Raw genomic sequence first — 16179 nt, 5'->3', positions numbered from 1 at the left:
TCAGGCGCCGACGGCCGTCTTCAGGGCGTCGACGAGATCCAGCTTCTCCCACGAGAAGCCGCCGTCCGCGTCCGGCTCGCGGCCGAAATGGCCGTAGGACGAGGTGCGGGTATAGATCGGACGATTGAGCTGCAGATGGGTGCGGATGCCGCGCGGCGACAGGTCGATCACGTCATAGATCGCCTTCTCGAGCTTGGCTTCGTCCACCTCGCCGGTGCCATGCAGGTCGACATAGATCGCCAGCGGCTTGGAGACGCCGATGGCATAGGCGACCTGCAGGGTGCAGCGGCCGGCGAGCCCGGCGGCCACCACGTTCTTCGCCACATAGCGCGCGGCATAGGCGGCGGAACGGTCCACCTTGGTCGGATCCTTGCCCGAAAAGGCGCCGCCGCCGTGCGGCGCGGCACCGCCATAGGTGTCGACGATGATCTTGCGGCCGGTCAGGCCGGCGTCGCCGTCGGGACCGCCGATGACGAATTTGCCCGTCGGATTGACGTAGAAATCGTCCTCGGGGCACATCCAGCCCTCGGGCAGGACCGAGAGCACATGGGGGCGGACGATCTCGCGCACTTCGTCCTGGCTGAGGCCCTCGGCGTGCTGGGTCGAAACGACGACCGAGGTCGCGCGCACCGGCTTGCCGTTCTCATAGGCGAGCGTGACCTGGCTCTTGGCGTCGGGGCCGAGGCCGGACTTGGCGTCGGCGTGGCGCGCTTCCGCCAGACTCTTCAGGATGCGGTGGGAATAGACGATCGGCGCCGGCATCAGCACGTCGGTCTCGCGGCAGGCATAGCCGAACATGATGCCCTGGTCGCCCGCGCCCTCGTCCTTGTTGCCGGCGGCGTCGACGCCCTGGGCGATGTCCACCGACTGCTCGTGGACGCGGCACAGCACTTCGGCGTCCTTCCAGTGGAAGCCTTCCTGCTCGTAGCCGATGTCGCGGATGGCGCCGCGCGCCTTCTCGATCAACTCGTCGTGGGCGACGGGGGTGCTGCTCCGCACCTCGCCGGCCAGGACGACGAAATTGGTGGTGGCCAGGGTTTCGACGGCGACGCGGGCCTGGGGATCGACGGCGAGGAAGGTATCGACGATGGAGTCCGAAATCCTGTCGCAAACCTTGTCCGGATGACCTTCGGAAACCGATTCGGACGTGAACAGATAGTTCGAGCGCGCCACCATAAACTCTCCCTCGTGTGCCACGGCACCTCGGCGCCGCACAAACAGTGACGAGTTAATGGCAGGACGGGCAAGCCCGGTCAAGCGGCGGTGCTGTCTTCCGGGGAATCCGCCAGGGTGCGCACGATGTCGATCACCTTGCGCCGCAATTTCGGGTTGGAAATGGCGTAATAGGCCTTCAGGAGGTCGATGGATTCCTTGCGGCTCAAGTGTTCGTGCTCGAAGGCGGTGGCGGCCGTCTCGCCGAGGCCGGTGGGCACCATGGCATCGCCATAGCCGTCGAAGAAATAAGAAATCGGAACATCCAGGACTTCGGCGATGCGATGGAGCTTGGAGGCCGAGACGCGGTTGGCCCCGCGTTCGTATTTCTGTACCTGCTGAAAGGTCAGGCCCAGCGCGTCCCCGAGCTTTTCCTGACTCATGCCAATCAAGGTTCGTCTCAACTTGACGCGGGCGCCGACATAAACGTCCACAGGATTGGCCATGCTGCTCCCTCGACACGGTGGCCCGGGCCGATCACATCCGGCGCGCGCATATTCCTGTATGCCGTCGGGAGGCGCAGCGGTCAAGGCGAACGCGACCTGCCCGCGAAACCGAGCAGGAGCATGACGAAAGCGAGTGTGGCGGGCGCCAGAGCGCCGAGGCGCGCGAAGAGGGTCGGGGCCGTCGCCGCCGGCATGTCGCCGTCGACCACGCCCGCGACGCCGAGGGGCAGGGAGCGTTCCACGCGGCCGAAGGGATCGACCAGGGCGGAGATGCCGGTATTGGCCGCGCGGGCCAGCGGCAGGCCCTGTTCGACGGCGCGCAGCCGCGCCGCCGCCAGATGCTGGGGCGGGCCGTTGGAGGTGCCGAACCAGGCATCGTTGGTGACATTGACCAGAAGCGCGGGGCGGGCATCCGGATCCGCCGCCGCCTCGGGGAAGATCGCTTCGTAGCAGATCAGCGGCAGCACTCGGCCGATGCCCGGCAGGTCGATGCCGCGCGGCCCCGGCCCCGCCGAGAAGTCGACGGCGCCGACCGCCAGCTTGTCGAGGCCGAAGAGGCCGAGCACGCCGCGCATCGGCAGATATTCCCCGAAGGGCACCAGATGATGCTTGTCGTAGGTGCCGAGCAGGCTGCCGTCGTGGCGCAGCGCATGGAGGCTGTTCCAGGCCTCGAGACCCGCCGCGTCCTGGCGGACGCGCACGGCGCCGATCAGGGCGACGCCGTCCTCCCCGACCAGGGAACCGAGGATATGCGGCAGTTGCGGCGCGGCGTCGAGCGTATAGGGCAGGGCCGTCTCGGGCCAGATGACCAGGCGCGGGGCGACGCCGTCGGCCGACGGGCCGCGCGACAGGTCCATGTGACGCCCGAAATGGGCGGCGCGCGCGGCATCGTCATGCTTCAGGCGCTGGTCGATGTTGCCCTGGACGAGGCGGATGCGGACCGAGGGCTCGGCACGGGCGGCGGGGCCTTCCGGCACCCGGGTCTGGCCGTAGGCGAAGATAGCCGCGGCGACGGCGACGATGGCGGCCCCGGCCGCGAGACGCCCGCGCCCCGGTCGGAGGAAGAGATAGGGCAGGCCGCAGAACAGCACCGTCAGGCCGCCGAGGCCGAAGGCGCCCGCCAGCGCCGCCCCCTGGACCGCCGCCGGGACCTCGATCCAGGCCGCCGCCAGCGGGTTCCAGGGAAAGCCGGACAGGACGTGGTCGCGCGCGATCTCGCCGACGATCCACGCCCCCGCCATGGCGGCCAGCAGCGCCGCGCCGCGCCCGCCGAGGACCCGGGCGAGGGCGGCGGCCAGCGCCGGGAACAGCGCGAAGACCATGGGCAGGCCGAGGCTGGCGAAGGGCAGCAGCCAGGCGAAACGCTCCGGATCGACGAGAAGGGCGATGCCGATCCAATAGACCCCGGTGACGAAATGGCCATAGCCCCACCACCAGCCGGCGACCGCGGCCCGGCGCCAGTTGCCCGCCCCCTCGACCAGCAGGAGAAGGGCGGGCATGCCGACGAAGAGCGCGGGCCAGAAGCCGAAGGGCGGCAGCGCCAGGGTGGACAGCGCCCCCGCCGTGAAGGCGAAGAGCGCGCGGCGCCAGCCGGCGAGGCCGGCGATGGTCTCGGCGAAACGCGGCATGATCGGCTGGGTCCTCGGTCGTCTCGTCAGTCGTCGACCGCGTCGGTCGGTACGGTGTGATAGATCCGCAGGCGGCGGATCATGCGCGGATCCGCGTCCACCACCTCGAATTCGAGGCCGGAGCCCTCGATCGGCATCAGTCGCTCGCCGGCCTCCGGCACGCGCCCGGCGAAGGAGACGACGAGGCCGCCGATGGTGTCGATCTCCTCATCGAGGTCGTCGGACAGCAGGTCCTGGCCCAGCACCTGTTCGATCTCCTCGACCGTGGCGCGGGCGTCGGCGTCCACGACGCCGTCGCTGCCGACGGTGAACATGGGGCTTTCCTGCTCGTCGTGCTCGTCCTCGATGTCGCCGACGATCTCCTCCACCAGGTCCTCGATGGTGACGAGCCCGTCGGTGCCGCCGTATTCGTCGACCACGATGGCGAGATGGCAGCGCCGCGCCTGGATCTGCGCCAGCACGTCGGCGAGCGAGAGCGAGGGCGGCACGAACAGCACCGGGCGCAGGATCGCCGCCATGGTGAAGCTCTCGCGCTTGCTCCAGAACCGCAGCACGTCGCGGACGTGGACCATGCCGGTGACGTCGTCCAGGGATTCGCCGAAGACGACGAGGCGGGAATGGCCGCTGTCGAGGAAGGTCTCGATCAGCTTGTCGAGGCTGATGCTGTCCTGCACCGCATAGATGTCGGCGCGCGGCACCATGACGTCGTCGACCGTCATCTCCCCGAATTCGAGCAGATTGCGCAGCATCTCGCGTTCGCCCAGGTTGGCGGGCGTGTCGGCGGCGCCTTCGTCGTGCTCGTCGATGATGTCTTCGAGGCTCTCGCGGAGACTCAGTTCCGAACGGCCGCGCGCCAGGTTGCGCAGCCAGTTCAGGAACCCCGGCATGTCCTTCGGGGCGCGGGCGTGGCCGTTGTCGCTCATGCCGGCCCTCCCCGTTCGGCATAGGGATCGGGCAGGCCGAGCCCGGCGAGCACCCGGATCTCCAGGCGTTCCATGATCTCGGCCTCGGATTCGGTCTCGTGATCGAAGCCGAGCAGATGGAGGACGCCGTGGACCACCAGGTGCTGGACGTGGTGGGCGAGCGGCTTTTCCTGATCGACCGCCTCGCGCGCGCAGGTCTCGAACGCGAGCACGATGTCGCCCAGGGGGCGCGGGGCGTCCGCCGGCAGAAGGGCGGCATGGGCGCCTTCGAGACCGGGGAAGGAAAGGACGTTGGTCGGCTTGTCCTTGCCGCGCCAGTCGCGGTTGAGGATGCGGACGGCGGCGTCCGAGTCCAGACAGATGTCGATTTCGATGGGACCCGCCGCGCCCGTCAGCGCGTCGCAATGGTCCCGTCCCGCCCGGAACGCCGCCTCGGCGGCGCGTCGCAAGAGGGGGCGGGTGTCAGGAAGCGCTTCGGCCCACGCCGGCTGCTCCACCCTGATGCTGATCCGCGGTCGGGGCCGCGGCTGTCGAGGTCGGGGCTGGGGCTGGGGCGGGGTGGACGGCGCTGATCGGCGTCGGCTCCGCCGGGCGGTGGGCTGTCGGCTCGCCCGTTGCGGTATTGGCGTCGTCATGGCGGCGTTCCGGGGTCGGCTCCTTCTTCGTGGCGGTCTGGCTGTTCGTGACGGGATGGGCCGCTGCCTGGGAAGACTTGGGAGTGGCGAGCGGCGGATATTCGATGCGGGTGTGATAGACACCCAGGGTCAGGGCCCGGACGAAGGCGGCCTCGATCTGGGCGAGATCCTTCATGGTCAGGGCGCAATCGTCGAGCTGGTGGTCGGCGATCTTTTCGGCGATGACGCGGGAGACGCGCTCGCGCACGTCCTCCGGCTTCGGGTCCTTCAGGGCCCTTGTCGCCGCCTCGACCGTGTCGGCCAGCATCAGGATGCCGGATTCCTTGGTCATGGGGCGCGGGCCCGGATAGCGGAACTCGGCCTCGTGCACCGCCTCGCCGGTGGTCTTGGCGCGTTCCAGGGCGCGCTGGTGGAAGACCCGCAGCAGGGTGGTTCCCTGGTGCTGAGTCACCGCGTCGAGCACGGGACGGCCCAGGCGGTGCTTCCGCGCGATGTCGATGCCGTCCTTGATGTGGGCGAAGATGATGCGCGCCGAAAGCTCGGGCGGCAGGCGGTCGTGGACGTTGGAACCGCGCTGGTTCTCGGCGAAATAGCTCGGCCGTTCCATCTTGCCGAGGTCGTGATAGAGCGCCATCACCCGCGCCTGCAAGCCGTTGGCGCCGATCGCCTCCGCCGCCGTCTCGGCCAGATTGGCCATCATGACGGAATGATAGTAGGTCCCGGGCGAGCGCAGCGCGAGCTGCTTCAGGAGGGGATTGTCGGCCGACGCCAGTTCGAGGAGACGCATGTCCGTCGTCTCGTCGAAGATGAATTCGAACAGGGGCAGGCCGGCGGTCGTGAACGCGGCGGTCAGCAAGGCGCCGGTGATGCCGGCGACGGCGGCGCCGATGAAATAGGACGCCTCGTTGGCCGGCACCGTCGTGTCCAGCACTACCATGATCGGCACCAGCACCAGCTGCGCGGCGGCGATGACGAGGCCGACCTTCATGATGTCCGAACGGCGCCGTCCGCGCCTGACCGTCATGCCGGCGGCCAGCACGCCGACCAGATAATGCGCGGCGACCCAGAGATCGCCGCCGACCCGATAGGCGACGAGCAGGGCGAGCGCGATGCCGACCAGGAGACTGGTGCGGGCGTCGATCACCAGGGCGACGACCACGGTCGCCAGCGCCACCGGCGGCAGGAAGGTCGCCGCCTCGGGCGGGAAGCCGAGGCCGATGGCGATGCCGCGCCCGGCGTACCACATGGCGATGCACAGCACGGCGGTGCCGCCCGCCGAAGCGAGCGTCATGTAGATCTGCTTGCGGCTGAGATGCGAGGGGTTGCGCGCGGCCCTGAAGAAATTGCCGCCCAGCAGGACGAGGCCGAGGATCAGGGCGCCGATCGCCATGGTCTCGCCCAGGAAGGATCGCTGCGCGCCGCCCTCGTTCAGCAGGCGCAGGCGGTCCTGGGCCGATTTGGTCACGCGGTCGCCCTCGCGGATCACGACCTCGCCGACCGCGATGCGCACCATTTCGGGCTCGACCGCCTCGATCGCCTCGGCGCGCAACGCCTCGGTGCGGGCGGGATTGGGCGTCAGATTGGGCGTCGCCAGGGAAAGCGCCGCTTCGAGCACGAAGCTGCGGGCGATGCGGGCGGTGCCATAGGGCGCGTCGCCGGCCCGCGCCTGGATCAGGCGGCGGAACTGGCCGACGTCCATCACGCCGGCGACCAGCGCCTTGTCCAGCCGGTCGCTGCCGGCAAGGGCGATGCGGATCGGGCCTTCTGCCGGCAGGCTGCCGCGATCCTCGACGATCATGCGGTCGAGGCCGAGATTCAGCAGGTAGTTGATCGCGGTCGAGAGATCGGCCGGATTGTCCAGCTCCTCCAGGATGTCGAACAGGGTCTGGGACACCGGGCGACCCATCGCCTCCTGGAACGCGGCGCGGCGCTGGGCCGGTGCCATGGTCTTGGTCTCGGCCCGTATCGCCAGGCTTTCCACCGCCTCGGTCACCCGTTTGGCGAGGTTGAGGTAGAGGTCGGGGGCATAGTCGAAGACCGGCAGGCTGGCCTCGGCGGCGGCGGCGCGCCGGGCCTCGGTCGCGCTTCGGTCCTCGACCGCGACGGCGCGTTCGGCGCGCACCGTCTCGGGCGCGATCGAATCGAGGGGCGGAATGGCGCGCACCGACTGGCCCACGGGCGCGAACACCAGGGTCAGCAGGACGACGAAGGCGGCGAACAGCGGCGCATCCAGCCATGGCCGCCAGCGCGTCCAGCGGTCTTCGGCCAGCGCCCGGATCGCGGTCGCCGACAGAAGCGCGCGGGCGCGCTGCAGATCGGATGTCTCGGCGCCTTCGGGGGTCTGGGGCGCGGCGGTCATCGCGGCCCCCCTTCCTCGCGCAGGCGGTAGGCGCGGACGATCTTGCTGACCAGCGGGTGGCGCACCACGTCGCCCTCGCCGAAGCGGCAGAAGCCGATACCGTTCACGCCTTCCAGGGTCTCGACCGCTTCGACCAGGCCCGAGCGCACGCCGGGCGGCAGGTCGATCTGGCTGGGATCGCCGGTCACCGCCATGCGCCCGCCTTCGCCGAGACGGGTCAGGAACATCTTCATCTGGCCGGACGTAGTGTTCTGCGCCTCGTCCAGGATGACGAAGGAATGGGCCAGCGTGCGCCCGCGCATGAAGGCCAGCGGCGCGACTTCGATCTCGCCGCTCTCCAGCCGGCGGGTGACCTCGCCGGGCGGCATCATGTCGTGGAGGGCGTCGTAGAGCGGGCGGAGATAGGGATCGACCTTCTCCTTCATGTCGCCGGGCAGGAAGCCCAGGCGCTCGCCCGCCTCGACCGCGGGGCGCGACAGGACGAGGCGGTCGACGCGGCGATCCAGCAGCATGGCGACCGCGACCGCGACCGCCAGATAGGTCTTGCCGGTGCCCGCCGGGCCCAGCCCGAAAACCAGTTCGTTCTTGCCGAGGGCGTCGAGATAGTCGGCCTGTGCCGGCGAGCGCGGCAGGATCGAGCGCCGCCCGGTGCGGATGCCGGCCATGGGCGCGGCCTTCACCTCGTCCCCGGCCGCGGCCTCCGCGAGGCGGATGGCGCCGTCGACGTCGCCGGGCGAAATGTCGTGGCCCGTCTCCAGACGCTTGTAGAGGTCGCGCAGGACATGGCGGGTGATCGCCGCCGCGTCCGCCTCGCCCGAGATGGCGATGCGGTTGCCGCGCGACGAGACGGAGACGCCGAGCGCGCTTTCGATGCGTGCGAGATGCACGTCGTGTTCACCGAACAGACGGGGCAGCAGGCGGTTGTCCGCGAAATCGACGATCAGCGGCCGGCGGGCACCGGCACCGTCGCCCTGGACCGTCGTGGGTCGCGTGGCGGGCATGGGGCTGGCCTTCGCGCGGGGTTTCAGGCGGCCGCCTCGGCGGGGTCCGCCAGCGTGCCGCCCAGGCTGTTCGGGTGGGCGGAATCGATCGTCACGTCCAGGATCCGCCCGTTCATGGTGGACGGCACCTCGGCATGGACCGCCTGCATGTAGGGGCTGCGCCCGACCATCTGGCCGGGGCGTCGCCCGGGGCGGTCGAACAGCACCGGCAGGGTGCGGCCGACACAGCCCCGGTTGAAGGCATGCTGGCCCTCGGCGATCGCCGCCTGGATGCGGGCGAGGCGGTCCGCCTTCACGTCTTCCGGCAGGGAATCGGCCATCATGCTGGCCGGTGTGCCGGGGCGCGGGCTGTATTTGAAGCTGTAGGCCTGGGCGAAGCCGATCTCGCGCACGAGGTCCAGGGTCATCTGGAACTCGCGCTCGCTCTCGCCCGGGAAGCCGACGATGAAGTCGGACGACAGGGCGATGTCGGGCCGCGCCTCGCGCAGGCGCTCGATCACGCGGCGGTAGTCGTCGGCGGTGTGGCGGCGGTTCATCGCCTCCAGGATCCGGTCGGACCCAGACTGCACCGGCAGATGCAGGAACGGCATGAGCTGGGGCAGGCGGCCATGGGCTTCGATCAGCTCGTCGTCCATGTCGCGCGGGTGCGAGGTGGTATAGCGGATACGCTCGATCCCCGACACATCGGCCAGGGCATGGACCAGCCGGCCCAGCGACCAGGGCGCGCCATTGCCGCCGGCATCGTCCGGTGCCGCGCCGTGATAGGCATTGACGTTCTGGCCGAGGAGCGTGATCTCCCGCGCGCCGAGGTCGGCCAGATGGCGCGCCTCCGCCAGGACGGCATCGACCGGGCGCGAGGTTTCGGCGCCCCGGGTATAGGGCACGACGCAGAAGGTGCAGAACTTGTCGCAGCCTTCCTGAATGGTCAGGAAGGCGGCGCTGCCCTCCACCCGGCTCTGCAGCGGCAGATGGTCGAACTTGGAATCGATCGGGAAGTCCGTGTCCAGCGCCTCGCCCCGGCTGCGGTGGGCGCGGGCGATCAATTCCGGGAGGCGGTGATAGGCCTGGGGCCCGACCACGAGATCGACCGCCGGGGCCCGGCGCATGATCTCGGCGCCCTCGGCCTGGGCGGTGCAGCCGGCGACCGCGATGGTCATCGGGGCGCCGCCGGCGGCCAGACGGTCGTTGCGCAGGTTGCGCAGGCGTCCGACGTCGGAATAGACCTTCTCGGCGGCCTTCTCGCGAATGTGGCACGTGTTCAGGATGACCAGATCGGCTTCCGCCGCGTCATCCGTGGTGCCATAACCGAGCGGTGCCAGCAGATCCGCCATGCGACCGGAGTCGTAGACGTTCATCTGGCAGCCGTACGTCTTGATGCAAAGCTTTCTGGCCACCGAAGAGCCTGTATCCCTGGGCAATACCCGCGCCGTGCGGCAATACCGCGTCCCCGGATTGGACATCCACGTGACCCGGCATCGTTTCGGCCATCGTCACCCGGTACTGCGCGCGCCCTTTACACACACATCCCGGAACACACATCCAGTCGGGATCACGGTCACGCCATGCCGACCCTGCGGCGGGGCCTGAACCAACAAGACCACAGCATTAGGGGCCGAGGTCCGAAGAGTCAAGAATCGGGGCAGCCCCCAGGGCGGGCGATCAGGAGAAACCACCCTGGATCTGGCGCGCGTGGCCGGCCCTGACCACCGCCTCGCAATGGCGCGCCAGGGCCTTGCGGCTGCCCGCCTCGGTCACGGTCAGGGGGGCGTGAAATTCGATCTCGGCGGTGATCGGCCCGAATCCGAGGGCACGGAACAGGTGGGGCGCCAGGTCCATGTCGCCGAACCAGGTGAAGAAGGGCCGGTAGTCGCGGCCCATGGGCATGCCCTGCAGCCGCGTATAGGTGACGGTGACGGGCTGCACGACGACGGGGCCGATGCGCCCGCCCCGACGCGGCACCTCTATCTCGGCGGCGCCGAACAGGGCGCTCTTGAACGGCAGCACGCGATTGCCGTCCGACGACGTCCCTTCGGGGAAGAGGATCAGATTGTCGCCGCCGCGCAGGCGCTCCACCAGGGTGTCGCGGCTCTCGGCGGTGCGGCTGCGCTTCTCGCGCTGGACGAAGACCGTGCGCTGGAGCCGGGCCAGATGGCCGAAGATCGGCCAGCCCTCGATCTCGCTCTTGGCGACGAAGGAACCGGGGATCACCGCCGACATCACCGGAATGTCCAGCCAAGACGAGTGATTGGCGATGAACAGGACGCCGCCGCGCTTGTGCCGCCGGCCATGGACCACCAGCTTCACGCCCAGGATGCGGCACAGCATCTTGTGGAAGAAGAAGGGCACGGCCACGGCCAGCTTGCGGTCCAGCAGCAGCGCCAGCAGCTGCACCGGCGTCAGGACGATCAGGGCCAGAGCGAACAGGAACAGGCGCGAGGTCGCGCGCAACCGCGCCAGACGGCCCAGGCCGGGGCCAGGCGCCGCCGGCAGGTCCGGCAGCGGCCGGTCGCCGAACTGAAAGGGATCGTGCTTGGCCCGGCCGAAGCCGAAGCGGCGCGTGCCGAGCCGTTTCGGCGCCGGCTTCGCCTCGTCGGCGACGGTCATGGCCGGCGCATGCCCCGCGCCAGGACGTCGTTCGCCTTGGCCAGTTCCTCGCGGTCGGCGCGGTCGATGGGCACGCCATAGAGCTCGAGACGATGATCGACCAGCCGGAAACCCAGCTCGCGCGCGACGAATTCCTGCAGCTTCTCGATGTCCTCGTTGCGGAATTCGATCACACGGCCGGTCGACAGGTCGATCAGGTGGTCGTGATGGGCGTCCGGCACTTCCTCGTAGCGCGAGCGGCCGTCGCGGAAGTCGTGGCGCTCCAGGATGCCGGCCTCCTCGAACAGGCGGACCGTGCGATAGACCGTGGCGATCGAGATCTTGGGGTCGAGCGCGATGGCGCGGCGATAGAGTTCCTCGACATCCGGGTGGTCGTGCGATTCGGACAGGACGCGGGCGATCACGCGCCGCTGGTCCGTCATGCGCATCCCCTTCGCGAGGCACAGGTTTTCGATACGGTCGGACATGTTTCGTGAGCTCGACGGGCAACCTCTGCGGGCGCCACCTGCAAATTGAAATCCGCCCACAGTATGCCCCGCCGTGACGACGGCGTCACCCGCGCGGCCGAAAAAAAGAAGCCCGTTCCATGCCGGAACGGGCTTCCAATCGCGAATGAGTATCAGGAGCGGCGGGTGCGCTTGCGACGCGCGGTGCCGAGGCCGATTTTCTTCGCCAGATCACGGCGCTGTTCGGCGTATTTGGGCGCGACCATCGGATAGTCGGGCGGCAGTTCCCAACGGGCCCTGTATTCTTCGGGCGTCATGTCGTAGGCGGTCTTGAGGTGACGCTTCAGCATCTTCAGCTTCTTGCCGTCCTCGAGGCAGATGATGTAGTCGGGCGTGACCGACTTCTTCACCGGCACCGCCGGCTGCGGACGCGACGGCGAGGGTTCCACCTTGGGCTGGCCGATGTCCGACAGGGTGGCATAGACCTGCTGGATCAGATGCGGCAGGTCGGCCACCGGGACCGAATTGTTCGACACATGGGACGCCACGATCTCCGTCGTCAGTGCCAGGAGTTCGCTATGTGCCGTCTTGTCCTCGTTCATCGCTCGAAAGCCCTTCCCTTTAAATGCGCAAGTGATGGCCACCGCGCCGTGAGATCTGTCTCGTAGTGTGCCGGGCCGCCATCGGCCGCGGACGACTTGACAGCATCGTTCGCCGATACGTTTCCGTCGCGGCCGCACCGTCACAAATGGTCGATACGGCATGATTCGCGCCGGAACGCCCGACGAATGACGTTACCGCCGAGTATGACCCGCGGATTACGACGCGGGCACCACCCCTGGCGGCTGAAAACCTGAACTCTTCCGGACGTCAGCGAATTTCGACCCGCGCATCGGCCGTATGGAAACGGGCATTACTACCCGAACCATGGGGATACAAGGCGCGGCGTCGCATTCGGACATCCGACAACACTGTATAGGCTGGGGTATTAGGCGATTCAATTCAAATGAAAAGAAAAACAGAAAACGTGATAACGAAAAGCCGAGAAAGCACCACAAATCACCATCGAAGTCGGTAAATCCGGCGGCGTTTCATGACGCCGGGGCGCGGCGGTCTGGCTTCGATCCGTCGTCATTCATTGAATAGACGCTTCGAAAAAACCAGGGCATCGACCGATTCACCGTCGCGCCGACGGTAGTATCGGCGGCGTCTGGCGACTTCGTCGAATGCGAAGGCGCGGTAAAGGGCGATGGCGGGCGGATTGTCCACCGCGACTTCGAGGAATATCCGGTCCGCGCCGGTTCGCGCCGCCGCGTCGAGGGCCGCCGCCAGCAGGCGGCGCCCGGCGCCGCGTCGCCGGCTCGCGGGATCGACGGCGATGGTGATCACCTCCGCCTCGTCGGCGGCGCCGCGCAGCATGATGAAGCCGGCCGTGTCGGCCAGGGCGATGGCGCCGGGCATGGCCAGCAGGCGGGCGAGATGCGCCGCATCCCAGGGCGCGTCGGGGAAGCAGGCGCCGTGGATCCGGGCGAGACGGTCGAGATCGGCCGCCGCCGGTGCGGCGGGCAGCCGGCGGGGCGGGGCGTCGTCCTGCGTCATGGCCGTCACGCCGCCGGCGGCTTGGCGTCGGGCGGGCGCAGATAGATCGGCGCCGGCGCCGCCGTGCCCCGCGCCGCCGGGGCCGTCTCCGCCAGACGGGCGAGGACGGCGGCATCGGGCGCCGGGGCGGCGTCGATCATGCGGGGGGGCGGATGGCCGGCGGCGGCCAGCCGGTCCGCGACCAGACCGGCGCCCGATCCGGCGAGGCGGAGAGGGCCGGCCGGCAGCGCCGCCGCGACCGCCTCCAGCGGCAAGGCGCGGGCTTCGTCCATTGCGTTTCCGTCGGGCGCGAAGGTCTGGGCATAGATTTCGCCGCGTCTCGCGTCGATGGCGATCAGGGTCGGCACGTCGGCGGCGGGCAGGGCGGCGGCCATGGCCTCCAGGCTGGAGAAGCCGAAGATCGGGCAGCCGACGGCCAGCGCCAGGCCGCGCGCGGCGGCGACGGCGATGCGCACGCCGGTGAAGGAGCCGGGGCCCAGGGTGACCGCGATGCGGTCGATCGCGGCGGGGGGCAGGTCCGCCTTCGCGAGGGTGGTCTCGATCAGGGGGACCAGGCTTTCGGCCTGGCCCTGGGGGCGGGCGTCCTCGGCCCGCGCCGCCAGGGTGCCGTCCCGCCTGACGGCGACCGACGTCGGGCCGGTCGCGCAATCGAAGGCGAGGACGTTCATGTCGTGTCGCGTCGGCGGGACCGGATCAGGCGATGGTCACCGCCTCGTCGAACGGCAGGCGCGGGCTGCGGTCGAACAGACCCGCCGGATCGCCATGGCCGATATTGACCAGGAAGTTCGACTTGATGCGGGTGCCGGCGAAGAATTCGGCGTCCACCTTGGCATTGTCGAAGCCCGACATCGGCCCGGTGTCGAGGCCGAGGGCGCGCGCCGCCAGGATCAGATAGGCGCCCTGCAGGGTGCCGTTGCGAAACGCGGTCGCCTGCTCCACCTCGGGGGCGGCGAACCAGTCCTTGGCGCCCGGCGCATGGGGGAAGAGGAATTCGAGCTTCTGGCCGAAGTCGAGGTCATGAGCCACGATCACGGTCACCGGGGCGGCCATGGTCTTGTCCAGATTGCCGGCGGAGAGCGCGGGCTTCAGCCGTTCCTTGCCTTCGGGCGTCGTCACGAAGACGAAGCGCGCGGGCGAGGCGTTGGCGCTGGTCGGCCCCCATTTCAGGAGATCGTAGAGGGCCCGCAGGGTCTCCTCGGAAACCGGTTCGTCGGTCCAGGCGTTGTGGGTCCGTGCCGACCGGAAAAGCTGGTCCAGGACGGCGTCTTGCACGGCACTGCTCATGTAAACCTCACGCTTTCGAGGGGTTGCTCTGGCCCGAAACGGATTGCGGCCCGAAGCCGGAGGGCGCGATCAGACCGCGCGCACCTCCGTCACCTCGGGGATGTAGTGCCGCAGCATGTTCTCGATCCCGGCCTTCAGGGTCGCGGTCGAGGAGGGGCAGCCGGCGCAGGCGCCCTGCATGTGCAGATAGACGACGCCGTCGTCGAAATCATGGAAGGTGATGTCGCCGCCGTCCTGGGCCACCGCCGGGCGGACGCGGGTCTCCAGCAGTTCCTTGATCTGTTCCACCACCTCGGAATCGGGACCGGTGGCCGCCGCCGTCTCGGTGGCGGCCGGGGCTTCGCTCAGGATCGGGTCGCCGCTGGCGTAATGCTCGACGATGGCGCCGAGAATGCCGGGCTTCAGGCCGTCCCAATGGACGTCGCCCTTGGTGACGGTGATGAAGTCGGCGCCGAAGAAGACGCCGGTGACACCGTCGACGGCGAAGAGCCGCGCGGCCAGCGGCGAACGGGCGGCGGCCGTCGCGTTCGGGAAGCTGACGGTGCCCGTGGTCATGACGTCACGGCCCGGCAGGAACTTCAGCGTGGCGGGGTTCGGCGTCGCTTCTGTCTGGATGAACATGGGGCAAGTCCTCTCTTGTTCCGGTCAAGGCGGAAAAGATCCGGCTGGAATTGACTCTACATGGCCGATGGCTGGCCTAAGATCAAGAAAACAGGAAGTCCCGCAACGCTGCCATGTCCAACGCTCCTCTCGCCGATCTGCCGTCGGATCAGATCTGGGACGAGACCGTCTCCGTCGCCGCCGAAATCGCCCGCGCCGAGCCGCTGCCGCCGCTCGGGCCGCCGGGCTTCGCCGCCGCCGATCCGATCGCGGGCTTCCTGCTGACGCCCGCCGCCGGGCGGCTGGATCCGCCGGGCCTGATCGCCGAGGTCGCCCGCCGCCTCGAGGCGGAAGGATTGCCGCTGCTCAGGGTGACCTCGGGCCTTCTCGCCATGCATCCCCAGGTCTTCGCCCGCACCTTCATCTGGGAGCGCGGCAAGGGGATCGAGGACCTGCCCCGCGGTTTCGAGATCGAACATTCCGATTTCTATCTCATGAGTCCGGTGCGCCTCATCCATCACGGCGCCCCCGGCTTTCGGCGCCGCCTCGAGGGCGCCGCGCAGCCGGGCGAATTCCCGGTGCTCGCGGAGCTGCGCGACCTCGGGGCGACCGACTATCTGATCCGCCCGCTCGACTTCGCGGCCGTGCGCCGTTCCTTCGTCTCCTTCGCGATCGACCGGCCGGGCGGCTTCACCCCGGGGGAACTGGCCCGGCTCGACGCGCTGGTGCCGGTGCTGGCGCTCCGCTTCGAGGCGGTGATGCAGCGCGGCCTGACCGACAATCTGCTCTCGCTCTATCTCGGGCGCGACGCGGCGCGGCGCGTCGCCACGGGCTCGGTGCGCCGGGGCGACGGGCGGGTGATGCGCGCCGCCATCTTCTCCTGCGACATGCGCGGCTTCACCCGCCTCTCGGACCGGGCCAGCGCGGGCGAGGTCATCGCGCTGCTCGACGACTATCTCGACGCCGTGACCCTCGCCGTTCATCGGGCGGGCGGCGAGGTGTTGAAGTTCATGGGCGACGGCTGTCTCGCCATCTTCGCGGCGGATGAAGGCACGGGCATGGGTACCGCCGCGCGCGACGCCTGCCGGCGCGCCCTGTCGGCGGCCTGTGCCGCGCGGACCGCGATCGATACCATCGATCCGGTGCCCGCGGCCCTCGGCCAGGGCGGGCTGAAGGTCGGCTTCGCGCTCAATTTCGGTGATGTCGTCTATGGCAACATCGGCTCGACCGAGCGCCTGGACTTCACGGTGATCGGGCCGGCGGTGAACGAGGTCGCGCGCATCGAGGCGCTGTGCAAGGTGCTGGACCGGACGCTTCTGGCGAGCAACGCCTTCGCCGACGCGCTGGACGGGGCGGCGCCGCTGCGCTCCCTCGGCCTGCATGTGCTGCGCGGCCGGCGCGAGCCGACCGAGATCTTCACCGACACGGACGGCGACTGAGTA

The 16179-nt window shown here is 69.3% G+C and carries 16 protein-coding genes; 1 reads left to right on the top strand and 15 read right to left on the bottom strand.

Translation table 11 applies throughout. From position 1 onward, the window contains the following. From metK to L2U69_RS07215, 15 genes are all read right to left on the bottom strand, one after another. Positions 1 to 1173 carry a methionine adenosyltransferase gene (gene metK / locus L2U69_RS07285; RefSeq protein WP_236106440.1) on the bottom strand — a complete coding sequence of 391 codons (1173 nt, stop codon included), beginning with the start codon at positions 1171 to 1173 and terminating at the stop codon, positions 1 to 3. A gap of 80 nt (positions 1174 to 1253) precedes the next feature. Further along, the gene (locus tag L2U69_RS07280; protein WP_236106127.1) at positions 1254 to 1658 is read right to left on the bottom strand and encodes a helix-turn-helix domain-containing protein; all 405 of its coding nucleotides are present in this window, start codon (positions 1656 to 1658) and stop codon (positions 1254 to 1256) included. An 80-nt stretch (positions 1659 to 1738) separates the two neighbouring features. After that, positions 1739 to 3286, bottom strand: coding sequence for an apolipoprotein N-acyltransferase (lnt, locus tag L2U69_RS07275; RefSeq protein ID WP_236106126.1), 1548 nt, complete (start codon positions 3284 to 3286; stop codon positions 1739 to 1741). Between the two features lie 26 nt (positions 3287 to 3312). Next, on the bottom strand, positions 3313 to 4209 hold the full coding sequence (locus tag L2U69_RS07270) for a hemolysin family protein (RefSeq protein WP_236106125.1): 897 nt from the start codon (positions 4207 to 4209) through the stop codon (positions 3313 to 3315). Next, positions 4206 to 4718, bottom strand: coding sequence for an rRNA maturation RNase YbeY (ybeY, locus tag L2U69_RS07265; protein ID WP_236106439.1), 513 nt, complete (start codon positions 4716 to 4718; stop codon positions 4206 to 4208). The genes L2U69_RS07270 and ybeY overlap by 4 nt, the downstream gene beginning before the upstream one ends. Then, complete coding sequence (locus L2U69_RS07260) at positions 4672 to 7203, bottom strand: HD family phosphohydrolase (RefSeq protein WP_236106124.1); 2532 nt, start codon at positions 7201 to 7203, stop codon at positions 4672 to 4674. The genes ybeY and L2U69_RS07260 overlap by 47 nt, the downstream gene beginning before the upstream one ends. After that, complete coding sequence (locus L2U69_RS07255) at positions 7200 to 8204, bottom strand: PhoH family protein (protein ID WP_236106123.1); 1005 nt, start codon at positions 8202 to 8204, stop codon at positions 7200 to 7202. The genes L2U69_RS07260 and L2U69_RS07255 overlap by 4 nt, the downstream gene beginning before the upstream one ends. Before the next feature lie 23 nt (positions 8205 to 8227). Then, complete coding sequence (gene miaB / locus L2U69_RS07250) at positions 8228 to 9598, bottom strand: tRNA (N6-isopentenyl adenosine(37)-C2)-methylthiotransferase MiaB (RefSeq protein ID WP_329605375.1); 1371 nt, start codon at positions 9596 to 9598, stop codon at positions 8228 to 8230. 265 nt (positions 9599 to 9863) lie between these two features. Continuing rightward, positions 9864 to 10808, bottom strand: a complete 945-nt coding sequence (locus tag L2U69_RS07245) for a lysophospholipid acyltransferase family protein (RefSeq protein ID WP_236106121.1) — start codon at positions 10806 to 10808, stop codon at positions 9864 to 9866. Continuing rightward, positions 10805 to 11275: a Fur family transcriptional regulator gene (locus L2U69_RS07240; RefSeq protein ID WP_236106120.1), complete on the bottom strand. Its 471-nt coding sequence runs from the start codon at positions 11273 to 11275 to the stop codon at positions 10805 to 10807. The genes L2U69_RS07245 and L2U69_RS07240 overlap by 4 nt, the downstream gene beginning before the upstream one ends. 152 nt (positions 11276 to 11427) lie before the next feature. Continuing rightward, positions 11428 to 11856 (bottom strand): MucR family transcriptional regulator, encoded by a 429-nt coding sequence (locus L2U69_RS07235; RefSeq protein WP_236106119.1) that lies wholly within the window; start codon positions 11854 to 11856, stop codon positions 11428 to 11430. Between the two features lie 529 nt (positions 11857 to 12385). Beyond that, on the bottom strand, positions 12386 to 12853 hold the full coding sequence (gene rimI / locus L2U69_RS07230; protein ID WP_236106118.1) for a ribosomal protein S18-alanine N-acetyltransferase: 468 nt from the start codon (positions 12851 to 12853) through the stop codon (positions 12386 to 12388). A 5-nt stretch (positions 12854 to 12858) separates the two neighbouring features. Beyond that, positions 12859 to 13521 carry a tRNA (adenosine(37)-N6)-threonylcarbamoyltransferase complex dimerization subunit type 1 TsaB gene (gene tsaB / locus L2U69_RS07225; protein ID WP_236106117.1) on the bottom strand — a complete coding sequence of 221 codons (663 nt, stop codon included), beginning with the start codon at positions 13519 to 13521 and terminating at the stop codon, positions 12859 to 12861. Positions 13522 to 13546: 25 nt separating this feature from the next. Continuing rightward, positions 13547 to 14137, bottom strand: a complete 591-nt coding sequence (locus tag L2U69_RS07220) for a malonic semialdehyde reductase (RefSeq protein WP_236106116.1) — start codon at positions 14135 to 14137, stop codon at positions 13547 to 13549. A gap of 69 nt (positions 14138 to 14206) precedes the next feature. Next, positions 14207 to 14758 (bottom strand): NifU family protein, encoded by a 552-nt coding sequence (locus tag L2U69_RS07215; RefSeq protein WP_236106115.1) that lies wholly within the window; start codon positions 14756 to 14758, stop codon positions 14207 to 14209. A 113-nt stretch (positions 14759 to 14871) separates the two neighbouring features. Here L2U69_RS07215 and L2U69_RS07210 point away from each other — a divergent pair, with 113 nt between their 5' ends. Further along, complete coding sequence (locus L2U69_RS07210) at positions 14872 to 16176, top strand: adenylate/guanylate cyclase domain-containing protein (protein ID WP_236106114.1); 1305 nt, start codon at positions 14872 to 14874, stop codon at positions 16174 to 16176. Positions 16177 to 16179: the final 3 nt, after the last annotated feature.

It is taken from the genome of Zavarzinia marina, from assembly GCF_021568905.1.
In the GTDB taxonomy this organism is placed as follows: domain Bacteria; phylum Pseudomonadota; class Alphaproteobacteria; order Zavarziniales; family Zavarziniaceae; genus Zavarzinia; species Zavarzinia marina.
The sequence above is the reverse complement of the archived record's forward strand: the minus strand, read 5'-3'. Positions and strand labels throughout refer to the sequence as shown.

Excerpts from the sequence above, each read along its gene's own strand:
- L2U69_RS07260 (WP_236106124.1), bottom strand. The coding sequence starts at position 7,203 with ATGACCGCCGCGCCCCAGACCCCCGAAGGCGCCGAGACATCCGATCTG.
- rimI (WP_236106118.1), bottom strand. The coding sequence starts at position 12,853 with ATGACGCAGGACGACGCCCCGCCCCGCCGGCTGCCCGCCGCACCGGCG.
- lnt (WP_236106126.1), bottom strand. The coding sequence starts at position 3,286 with ATGCCGCGTTTCGCCGAGACCATCGCCGGCCTCGCCGGCTGGCGCCGC.
- L2U69_RS07245 (WP_236106121.1), bottom strand. The coding sequence starts at position 10,808 with ATGACCGTCGCCGACGAGGCGAAGCCGGCGCCGAAACGGCTCGGCACG.
- L2U69_RS07255 (WP_236106123.1), bottom strand. The coding sequence starts at position 8,204 with ATGCCCGCCACGCGACCCACGACGGTCCAGGGCGACGGTGCCGGTGCC.
- L2U69_RS07215 (WP_236106115.1), bottom strand. The coding sequence starts at position 14,758 with ATGTTCATCCAGACAGAAGCGACGCCGAACCCCGCCACGCTGAAGTTC.
- L2U69_RS07210 (WP_236106114.1), top strand. The coding sequence starts at position 14,872 with ATGTCCAACGCTCCTCTCGCCGATCTGCCGTCGGATCAGATCTGGGAC.
- L2U69_RS07240 (WP_236106120.1), bottom strand. The coding sequence starts at position 11,275 with ATGTCCGACCGTATCGAAAACCTGTGCCTCGCGAAGGGGATGCGCATG.
- L2U69_RS07235 (WP_236106119.1), bottom strand. The coding sequence starts at position 11,856 with ATGAACGAGGACAAGACGGCACATAGCGAACTCCTGGCACTGACGACG.
- L2U69_RS07280 (WP_236106127.1), bottom strand. The coding sequence starts at position 1,658 with ATGGCCAATCCTGTGGACGTTTATGTCGGCGCCCGCGTCAAGTTGAGA.
- tsaB (WP_236106117.1), bottom strand. The coding sequence starts at position 13,521 with ATGAACGTCCTCGCCTTCGATTGCGCGACCGGCCCGACGTCGGTCGCC.
- L2U69_RS07270 (WP_236106125.1), bottom strand. The coding sequence starts at position 4,209 with ATGAGCGACAACGGCCACGCCCGCGCCCCGAAGGACATGCCGGGGTTC.
- L2U69_RS07220 (WP_236106116.1), bottom strand. The coding sequence starts at position 14,137 with ATGAGCAGTGCCGTGCAAGACGCCGTCCTGGACCAGCTTTTCCGGTCG.